The organism is Stenotrophomonas sp. INTA L402-1, assembly GCF_059295135.1.
The window spans coordinates 1-8,838 of sequence record NZ_JCAFWP010000068.1 but is presented as its reverse complement, the minus strand read 5'-3'; the positions used below and the strand labels follow the sequence as shown (position 1 = coordinate 8,838).

At 67.4% G+C, this 8,838-nt stretch carries 12 protein-coding genes; 1 reads left to right on the top strand and 11 read right to left on the bottom strand.

Features of this window, described 5'->3' with window-relative positions; all coding sequences use genetic code 11:
• Positions 1-233: 233 nt before the first annotated feature.
• From AC5O77_RS21155 to ffh, 10 genes are all read right to left on the bottom strand, one after another.
• On the bottom strand, positions 234-644 hold the full coding sequence (locus AC5O77_RS21155) for a DUF1801 domain-containing protein (RefSeq protein ID WP_005408600.1): 411 nt from the start codon (positions 642-644) through the stop codon (positions 234-236).
• Positions 645-682: 38 nt separating this feature from the next.
• Positions 683-1,117 (bottom strand): DUF1801 domain-containing protein, encoded by a 435-nt coding sequence (locus AC5O77_RS21150; RefSeq protein ID WP_125894519.1) that lies wholly within the window; start codon positions 1,115-1,117, stop codon positions 683-685.
• Positions 1,118-1,196: 79 nt separating this feature from the next.
• The gene (locus AC5O77_RS21145) at positions 1,197-1,577 is read right to left on the bottom strand and encodes a DUF6404 family protein (protein WP_125894521.1); all 381 of its coding nucleotides are present in this window, start codon (positions 1,575-1,577) and stop codon (positions 1,197-1,199) included.
• Positions 1,578-1,659: 82 nt separating this feature from the next.
• Positions 1,660-2,061, bottom strand: a complete 402-nt coding sequence (gene rplS / locus AC5O77_RS21140; protein ID WP_005408597.1) for a 50S ribosomal protein L19 — start codon at positions 2,059-2,061, stop codon at positions 1,660-1,662.
• Between the two features lie 154 nt (positions 2,062-2,215).
• Positions 2,216-2,974 carry a tRNA (guanosine(37)-N1)-methyltransferase TrmD gene (gene trmD / locus AC5O77_RS21135; protein ID WP_478058393.1) on the bottom strand — a complete coding sequence of 253 codons (759 nt, stop codon included), beginning with the start codon at positions 2,972-2,974 and terminating at the stop codon, positions 2,216-2,218.
• A gap of 8 nt (positions 2,975-2,982) precedes the next feature.
• Positions 2,983-3,495 carry a ribosome maturation factor RimM gene (rimM, locus tag AC5O77_RS21130; protein WP_010483256.1) on the bottom strand — a complete coding sequence of 171 codons (513 nt, stop codon included), beginning with the start codon at positions 3,493-3,495 and terminating at the stop codon, positions 2,983-2,985.
• Between the two features lie 44 nt (positions 3,496-3,539).
• A complete protein-coding gene (gene rpsP / locus AC5O77_RS21125; RefSeq protein WP_005415733.1) occupies positions 3,540-3,800 on the bottom strand; it encodes a 30S ribosomal protein S16 in 261 nt (86 codons plus the stop codon).
• A 131-nt stretch (positions 3,801-3,931) separates the two neighbouring features.
• Complete coding sequence (locus tag AC5O77_RS21120; RefSeq protein ID WP_478058394.1) at positions 3,932-4,714, bottom strand: aminotransferase class IV family protein; 783 nt, start codon at positions 4,712-4,714, stop codon at positions 3,932-3,934.
• The gene (locus tag AC5O77_RS21115; RefSeq protein ID WP_049424473.1) at positions 4,711-5,793 is read right to left on the bottom strand and encodes an NAD(P)H-dependent flavin oxidoreductase; all 1,083 of its coding nucleotides are present in this window, start codon (positions 5,791-5,793) and stop codon (positions 4,711-4,713) included. Before AC5O77_RS21115 ends, AC5O77_RS21120 begins: the two co-directional genes overlap by 4 nt.
• Before the next feature lie 148 nt (positions 5,794-5,941).
• Positions 5,942-7,318 (bottom strand): signal recognition particle protein, encoded by a 1,377-nt coding sequence (gene ffh, locus AC5O77_RS21110; protein WP_005408591.1) that lies wholly within the window; start codon positions 7,316-7,318, stop codon positions 5,942-5,944.
• 122 nt (positions 7,319-7,440) lie between these two features.
• On the opposite strand from ffh, the gene AC5O77_RS21105 reads away from it, so the two are divergent.
• Entirely contained in the window at positions 7,441-8,235 is a 795-nt protein-coding gene (locus tag AC5O77_RS21105; RefSeq protein WP_032127560.1) for a cytochrome C assembly family protein, read from the top strand.
• A gap of 90 nt (positions 8,236-8,325) precedes the next feature.
• Here the strand turns inward: AC5O77_RS21105 and AC5O77_RS21100 are convergent, their stop codons facing one another.
• Positions 8,326-8,790: a hypothetical protein gene (locus AC5O77_RS21100; protein ID WP_478058395.1), complete on the bottom strand. Its 465-nt coding sequence runs from the start codon at positions 8,788-8,790 to the stop codon at positions 8,326-8,328.
• Positions 8,791-8,838 lie beyond the last annotated feature (48 nt).

Here is an 8,838-nt window from a genome sequence, read left to right as displayed (position 1 = left end):
CGCAAGGCGAAGATGATGGGCAAGCCCTCGCACGCCGAAGAACTGGCCACGCCGTCGGAGATTCCGGCCTGCCCGCCGTCGCCGGTGGCCGACCCGGATGCCGCGCCACTGCGGTAGTGCCGGCCGCTGGCCGGCAACCTCATGGGCCGTTCAATGCGCGGTACTGCCGGCCGCTGGCCGGCAACCTCAAACTCCTCCGGAAGCATCGCGCAACAGCCGGCCAGCGGCCGGCTCTACCGTTTCTTCTTTTTGGCAGCGTTGAACGTGGCCGCCGCGCGCATCAGCGCCTTGAACGCGGCGGCATCCGGCATCGCGCCTTCATGGATGTCGATCGCACGTCGCGTGTTGCCGTCCAGGCTGGCGTTGAACAGGCCCTTCGGATCGGCCAACGCCGCACCGTTGGCAAAGGTCAGCTTCACCGCCTGTTTGTAGGTTTCGCCGGTGCACAGGATGCCGTTGTGCTCCCACACCGGTGTACCGCGCCACTTCCAGGTTTCCTGCACGTCCGGCAGCGCCTCATGGATCAAGGCACGCACGCGTGCCAGCGCCTCGCCACGCCAGTCGCCCAGCTCGGCGATGCGTGCATCAATCAGTTCAGCGGCCGGGGTTCCGGCATCGGCAGGGTTCGGTGCATGCGTGGCCATCAGCGGTTCTCGTCGGCAGGGAGATCGGAACGATGCACTTACATGCGCTCGCCGGGCAATGCCGCGGCCTGGCGCACCCAGTCGAGGAACTGCGCCTCATCCAACGCACCCTCCTGCTGGATGTGCAGGTAGCGCGTATCGGCACTCCTGGACGGCTCGGGCGGCACCGGCTTCAGCGCAGCGCCACGGAAGAACGCCACCTTGATGTAGCGGGTGAAGCAGTGGAAGCTGAGAAACCAGCCTTCGCCCGGCGCAACCGCATACATCGGCGAATTCCACTTCACTGCCTTGTGCACACCGGGTACAGCCTGTTCGATCAGCGCGTCCAGCTGTGCTCCGATCGGCCGCTTCCAGTCCGGCATCGCCGCGATATAGGCCTGCACCGGCGCATCGCCCTCGCCCTTGGCGATCTGCGGGTTGCCGCCGGACAACAGCGCGGGCGCGGTGGAAGGTGCGGTTCGCTTGGCAGGCATCGCACAGCACGTCCATCGGGATGAAACCGCAGCCTAGCGCGGCCTGTCCCCAACGGTCACGGCGCAGTGCGCCATCGGCTCAGTCCGCTTGCCGCGCCCGGAACTGCTGCCAGTCCGGCAGCTTGCGGTGGCGGCGCAGCGAGCGCATCAAGGCCGCCATCACCACGCCGAACAGCGCCCCGGCCACCAGGCCGGCCGCCAGCAGCAGGGCCAGCGGGCGTTCACTGCCCTGCCACAGCATCAGCCACATCAGCGCGGTCCAGAACAGCCCGAACAGCAGGCCCTGCACCAGCGCATTGGTGCCGAAGCCGGCCAGGATCGGCGGTGGCAGTGCGATGCCCATGCGCCACAGCACACGATGCAGCAGCGGTGCCGACTGCACGCGCGCCAGCCCTTTTCCGTCGAGGAAGCGCAGCGCCGACTGGATCACGGCGGGGTAGCGCGGGTTGATGTCGTTCATCACCTGATCGTGGCCGATGCGATACCGGAAACGCAAACGGCCACCCGAAGGTGGCCGTCGCGGCAACAACCGAAGTTGTTTATCAGGCCTTTTCGGCCAGACGGGCAGCCTTGGCGGCAGCAGCGGCAGCCAGGTCTTCCTTGATGCGGGCAGCCTTGCCTTCCAGGCCACGCAGGTAGTACAGCTTGCCGGCGCGGACCTTACCACGACGCTTCACTTCGACCGAGTCGATGATGGCGCTGTGGGTCTGGAAAACGCGCTCGACGCCGTAGCCGTGCGAGATCTTGCGGACGGTGAACGAGGAGTTCAGGCCGGCGTTCTTGGTGGCGATGACAACGCCTTCGTAGGCCTGCACGCGCTCGCGGCTGCCTTCCTTCACCTTCACGTTGACGACAACGGTGTCGCCCTGGCTGAACTTCGGCAGTTCACGGGTGATCTGGGCGGATTCGAATTCCGCGACGATGGACTTGTTCAGCTTGCTCATGGGTTACACCGATTCTTGTTCGGGTGGGCGTGTCGTATCGACAACGTAGGCTCATGCAGTCACCGGACTGTGCTGCACGTTTGTTTTGGGTACTGCGCACGCCGGCCGGGGCCGACGGGAATTGGCCATGATAGCCGATAACGCCAGCCCTGCGCTAGGGGCTGGCCTTGTGTTTCTGGGCCTGACGGGCCTGCTCCAGCAGCTTGCGGTCGGCCTTGCCCAGCGCCTGTTCATCCAGCAGGTCCGGGCGCCGCTGCGCGGTACGGACCAGCGACTGCTGGCGGCGCCAGGCCGCGATGGCCGCGTGGTTGCCCGAACGCAGCACGTCCGGCACGTCACCCAGCGGGTGCTGGGCCGGCTGGCTGTAGTGCGGGCAGTCAAGCAGGCCGAGGTCGCCCTCGAAGCTGTCCTGCGCCGCCGATTCGGCGTCGTTCAGGGCACCGTCCTGCAGGCGGGCCACGGCGTCGATGACCACCGCCGCGCCCAGCTCGCCACCGGACAGCACGTAGTCGCCGAGGGAGATTTCCTCGTCGACGTTGGCCTCCAGGAAACGCTCGTCGATGCCCTCGTAGCGGCCACAGAGCAGGACCATGCGCGGCAGTGCCGCCAGTTCCCGCACCTTGGCCTGGGTCAACGGCGCACCCTGCGGGCTGAGATGGATCACCCGCGCCGGGGTCGGATCGGCATCACGGATCGCCTGCAGGCAGGCCTGCAGCGGCTCGATCAGCATCACCATGCCCGGGCCACCACCGAACGGGCGGTCGTCCACCCGGCGGTAGTTGCCTTCGGCGTAATCACGGGGATTCCAGCCATGCAGGCTGAACAGGCCCTTCTCCTGCGCGCGCCCGACCACGCCCAGTCCAGCGGACTGGGCGAGGAACTCGGGGAACAGGGTGATGACGTCGAAACGCATGCTCACACTCAGAACTCGGGATCCCAGTCGACCACGACCAGGTTGGCCTCGAAGTCGACCGACTTGACGAAGTCCGGCTGCACGAACGGAATCATCCGTTCGCGGTCACCACGGACCACCACCACGTCGTTGGCACCGGTGCTGAACAGGTGCGAGACCTGGCCCAGGGCAACGCCCTCAGTGGTCTTCACGTCCAGGCCTTCCAGGTCCACCCAGTAATACTCATCGGGCTTCGGCGGCGGCAACGCACTGCGGGCCACGTAGATCTCGGTGCCGTGCATCGCTTCAACGGTATCGCGGTCCTCGACGCCGGGGAACCGGGCGACCAGGTGCTTGCCGCTGTCGCGGCCGCGTACACCTTCAATCGTGGTTTCCACGCCGGACGGGCTGCGCACGATCCACGGCTGGTAACGGAAAATGGCGGAACGTGGCTCGGTCCAGGACTCGAGCTTGATCTCGCCGCGCACACCAAAAGCGCCGACAACCCTGCCCAGCAGGATGCGGCGCTCGATATCTTTCATCTGCTTCAACCAAGAGGGCCACGCCGAAGCGTGGCCCGTCAGGATCAGGCCGCAGCGGCCTGGGACTTGGTCGCTTCCTTGATCAGGTTGCGGACCTTGTCGGTCGGCTGGGCGCCGTTCTTGACCCAATGGTCAACGCGGGCCAGGTCCAGCTCGATGCGCTTCTCGGCGCCCTGGGCGACCGGGTTGTAGAAGCCAACGCGCTCGATGTTGCGGCCGTCGCGCGCGCTGCGCACGTCGGTGACGATGATGTGGTAGAACGGACGCTTCTTGGCGCCGCCGCGGGTCAGTCGAATCTTGACCATGGTGTTTTTCCTATTGCCCAGTCGCCAGGATGGCGAGGTAAGCTGACGATTATAGCGGCAGAGCCCGACCGAGCCAACCCCGGGGTGAATCCGCCTTCACGGCAGCGCCGGGCCATGCCCGGCGGGGGTTTTCACCCCAATCTATCCCAAGCCACCGCCGCCAGCACTGCCCAGCCCTGTTCAGCCAGTGCCTGCGAACCCGGCAGGACATGCCCGTCGATGGCGTCCAGCGCCCATAGGCCGCTGGCGTTGCAGGCAAAACCGGCCTTCACGTTATCCAGTTCAGCCAGTGCCAACGGCCGCGTCAGCTGTGCCCCCGGCCAATGCTGCTTCAACAACGTCTCGGTAGTACCGCGCAGGGCCGGCGCCTGTGGCCAGAGCAGGCGCTCACCATCGTGCACGGCCAGGTTCCAGGTGCTGCCTTCACTCATCTCGCCATCGGCGGTCACGAACAGCACATCGTCGAACCCTTCCGCCATCGCCGCACGGCGCTCGGCAAACAAGCCGAAGGTGCCGACGTGCTTGATCTGCGGCAGCTCGCGCTGCCACATCACGCTGCGCACCCGCTTCGGTGCGGTCAGCGCCACCGGCGCGGACACCGCCACCAGCACGTCCACCGGTACGGCCGCCAGCGGATTGCGGAAATCGAAGCGGCGCGAGTACACCGTCACCCGCAGCGAGGCATCGGCCAGGCCGGCCTGCTGCAGGGCGTGCGCCATCCACGCCTGCACCTGCGCGGCATCCAGCTCGCTGCCGAAGAGTTCGCGCGTGGCCTGCGACAGCCGCGCCAGATGCAGGTCCAGTCCCTGCACGGCGTGGCCGCGCACCTGCAGCGAGGTGAAGTGGCCATAGTTGACCAGCGCCGGCAACAGATCCTCCACCTGCGCCGGTTGGCCGTTGCAGGTCACGGTCATCGCAGCAGCGCCTGCGCCTGTTCCCACATGCCGCGCAATACGTCGGCGGCCGGCTGTGCCGGGGCCATCCACGCCGACTGCCCGGCCCAGGCCTGCATCGCAGCCAGACGATTTTCCTGCACGGCCTGCCTGCGCATCGGCGCGGTCAGGCCACGCTGCACCGGGTACGGGCGTGGCGCCGGTGCGCCTTCTGCAGCGGCGGCGCGCACATAGGGGGTCGCCAGGCCACGCCCCAGGCGGCCGCTGAAGGCACGGGTCGGCCAGGTATCTTCGGGTTCGCTGGCCGCCAATCCATCGGCCCACGCCGAGGCGATCGCCGCTTCGGGCGTGCGCAGGAAGGCAGTGCCGATCTGCACGGCGCTGGCCCCCAGGGTGAGTGCGGCAGCAATGCCACGGCCATCGGCGATGCCACCGGCGGCGATCACCGGAATCTGCAGGTGGTCGGCCAGGCGCGGCAGCAGCGCGAACAAGCCGACCAGCTGGCGCTCGGCCATCGCCGGATCGAACGCACCGCGATGGCCACCGGCTTCCACGCCCTGTGCCACCACCGCGTCGGCACCGGCGTCCTGTGCCGCACGCGCTTCGGACAAGGTGGTCGCACAGGCGATCCAGGCAATGCCGGCATCCTTCAACTGCTGTACGTGGCGCGGCAGCAGCACGCCCATGATGGTCGAGGCCACCGCCGGGCGCGCCGCCAGCAGTGCGGCGAACTGTTCTTCGAAGTCGGCGGGCGTGGCATCGGCGGCGCTGGCCGGCACGTCCGGACCCCACTGCGCGAGGAAGGCGCGGCTGGCGGCTTCAGCGGCGACATCACGGGTCGGTGCCGGGTCCGGCACCCACAGGTTCACCTGTGCGGGGCCCGTCGAGGCAGCGCGGAAGTCATCCATCCAGTGGCCGATATCGGCCGATGACGACAGCACCGCGCCCATCGCCCCCATGCTGCCGGCATTGGCCAGCGCAGCCGACAACGGCACCGGGCAGGCGCCGGCCATCGGGGCCAGCAGGATCGGAACGGAAACGCCAAAGCGCCGGCAGAACGCCTCGACGCGGGAAGATACAGATACAGCGGAACTCTGCATGACGGCCCATCGTTTCGGACAGGCCCCCATGGTGCGCGCAGGACGGGGGTAGAGTCGAGCCTGCTCGACTGGACCACCAACAGCAGTCGAGCAAGCTCGACGCTACGCAGGCCGCGCCGACCACAGCGCGCGCCCACGCATCAACGCATCAACGGAACGGCATGCCGCGGCCGCCCATGGCACCCATCATGCCCTTCATGCTGCGCAACATGCCCTTCATGCCGCCGCCGGCCATCTTGCTCATCATCTTTTCCATCTGCATGTACTGCTTCATCAGCTTGTTGACGTCGGCGGGGGTCACGCCCGAGCCCTTGGCGATGCGCGCGCGGCGCGAGCCGTTGAGCAGGTTCGGGTTGCGCCGTTCCTTCTTGGTCATCGAGCTGATGATGGCGATCATGCGCGGCACTTCCTTGCCCTGGCTGACCTGCTGCTTCAGATGGTCGGGGATGTTGCCCAGGCCCGGCAGCTTGTCCATCAGGCCGCCGATGCCGCCCATGTTCTGCATCTGCTCCAGCTGGTCACGCATGTCGTTCAGGTCGAACTTCTTGCCCTTGGCGACCTTCTCGGCCAGCTTGGCGGCCTTGTCCTTGTCGACCTGCTGCTCGACCTGCTCGACCAGCGACAGCACGTCGCCCATGTCGAGGATGCGGCTGGCGATACGGTCCGGGTGGAATACGTCCAGGCCTTCCGGCTTCTCGCTGACACCGACGAACTTGATCGGCTTGCCGGTGATGTAGCGCACGCTCAGTGCGGCACCCCCACGGGCGTCACCGTCGGTCTTGGTCAGCACCACGCCGGTCAGCGGCAGGGCGTCGCCGAAGGCCTTGGCGGTGTTGGCCGCGTCCTGGCCGGTCATGGCGTCGACCACGAACAGGGTTTCGGCCGGATTCACCGCCGCGTGCAGGGCCTTGATCTCGGCCATCATTGCTTCGTCGATGGCCAGGCGGCCGGCGGTATCGACCAGCAGCACGTCGACGAACGACTTGCGTGCATCGTCGATGGCGGCGCGGACGATGGCTTCCGGCTTCTGGTCGGCGCTGGACGGGAAGAACAGCACGCCGACCTGCTCGGCCAGGGTCTTCAGCTGCTCGATCGCGGCCGGACGGTAGACGTCGGCCGAGACCACCATCACCTTCTTCTTGCGCTTTTCCTTCAGGTGCTTGGCCAGCTTGCCCACCGTGGTGGTCTTGCCGGCGCCCTGCAGGCCCGCCATCAGGATGATGGCCGGAGCGGGCACATTGAGGTTCAGGTCGCTGGCTTCGGCGCCCATCACCGCGGTCAGCTCGTCGCGCACGACCTTGATCAGGGCCTGGCCCGGGGTCAGTGACTTCAGCACTTCCTGGCCGACCGCGCGCACCTTGATGCGCTCGATCAGGGCCTGCACCACCGGCAGCGCAACGTCGGCTTCGAGCAGCGCGATGCGCACTTCGCGGGTCGCCTCGCGGATGTTCTCCTCGGTCAGGCGGCCGCGGCCACGCAGGCGCTCGATGGTGCCGGAAAGGCGCTGGGTCAGTGACTCGAACATGCGGCGCAACCTGTCTGAAAGCGGGGGACAATAAGGCAGACAGTATAACGGGTCCGCTCCCCTCCCCGGACTGCGACCACAGGGCCGTCGCCACCACCGCAGGGGTATGCGAAACTGCAACGATGTTAATCGTTCTCATCGCCGCCCTGCTCTACCTGGCCGCCAGCGCCCTGCTGGTGCGTGCGCTTGGCCGCGATGAAAGCACCGGCTCCCCCGCCTGGCTGTGGCCCGCCCTGCCGGCGATGCTGCTGCACGGCGGCTACCACGTGATGGTGGCGATGCGCACCAACGGCGGGCCGGACATGCACTTCTTCGCTGCGCTGTCGCTGGTCGGCCTGGGCATGGCCTGGCTGACCTCGCTGGTCGGCGCGCGCGGGCGCATGTCGGCACTGGGCGTGGTGGTGTTCCCGCTGGCCGCGGTACTGCTGCTGGCCTACCACGGCTACGGCCACGAACCGAGCAAGGTGCTGGGCTGGCGCCTGGCCAGCCACGCCTGGCTGGCGCTGCTGGCCTACGCCACGCTGAGCATCGCCGCGCTGCTGGCGATCATGCTGTGGCTGCAGGAACGCGCCCTGCGCCGCCGCGAGTTCCGGCCGTGGCTGCGCGCGCTGCCGCCGCTGGCCGATCTGGAATCGCTGCTGTTCCGGGTGATCACCGTCGGCTTCGCGCTGCTGACCTTGACCCTGGTCACCGGCGTGCTGTTCGTCGACGACCTGCTGGCGCAGAAGCTGGTGCACAAGACCGTGCTGAGCGTGCTGTCGTGGATCGTGTTCGGCGTGCTGCTGATCGGCCGTCGCCGCTACGGCTGGCGCGGCATGAAGGCGGTGCACTGGACGCTGGCGGCAATGCTGTTGCTGCTGCTGGCCTTCTTCGGCAGCCAGTTCGTGATCGAACTGGTGTTCGGGCATTCGCGATAGCGGTGTGCCGGCCAACGGTCGGCACCCACCCTGGTAGTACCGGCCGCTGGCCGGCAACAGGACCGCACCCTGCATGGATGCCGCAGACGGTCAAGGCAGCGGCTGGGCCAGGATCTTCCGTACCGAGCGACCGCTGTTGGTGAGGATGTCATCCACCTGCCAGCAGCTCTGCCCCTGGCGCACCATCGGCAACCGGGTCACGTAGGCCTTCTTCCATACCGAATAGCGCATCTCGACCTGGCCGGCGGTGGCCGACGCCTCTTTCCAGCTGTAACGCACCGGGGTTTCGATGTCGCCATCCTGCGCATCCAGCCACGGGTCCGAATCGATGGTGCAGATGCCTTCCTCGCGTACCTGGCAGGCGCGCTCGCCACGCAGGGCCTTGCCGAAGGCCGGGCTGACCAGCGCCGGCGGCGGTTCCAGCAGATCGCCATTGCCGGTGGTTGCCTCGTAGAAGGCACGGGCGACAGCCACTGGTTCCTGGCAGGCCGGTGCGGCCTGCGCGGTGGGGGCCAGCAGCAGCCCCGCGATCATGAACATCCCTGTCTTTCGCATGTATTTCTCCTTGAGGTAGTGCCGGCCGCCTGTCTCTTATACACATCT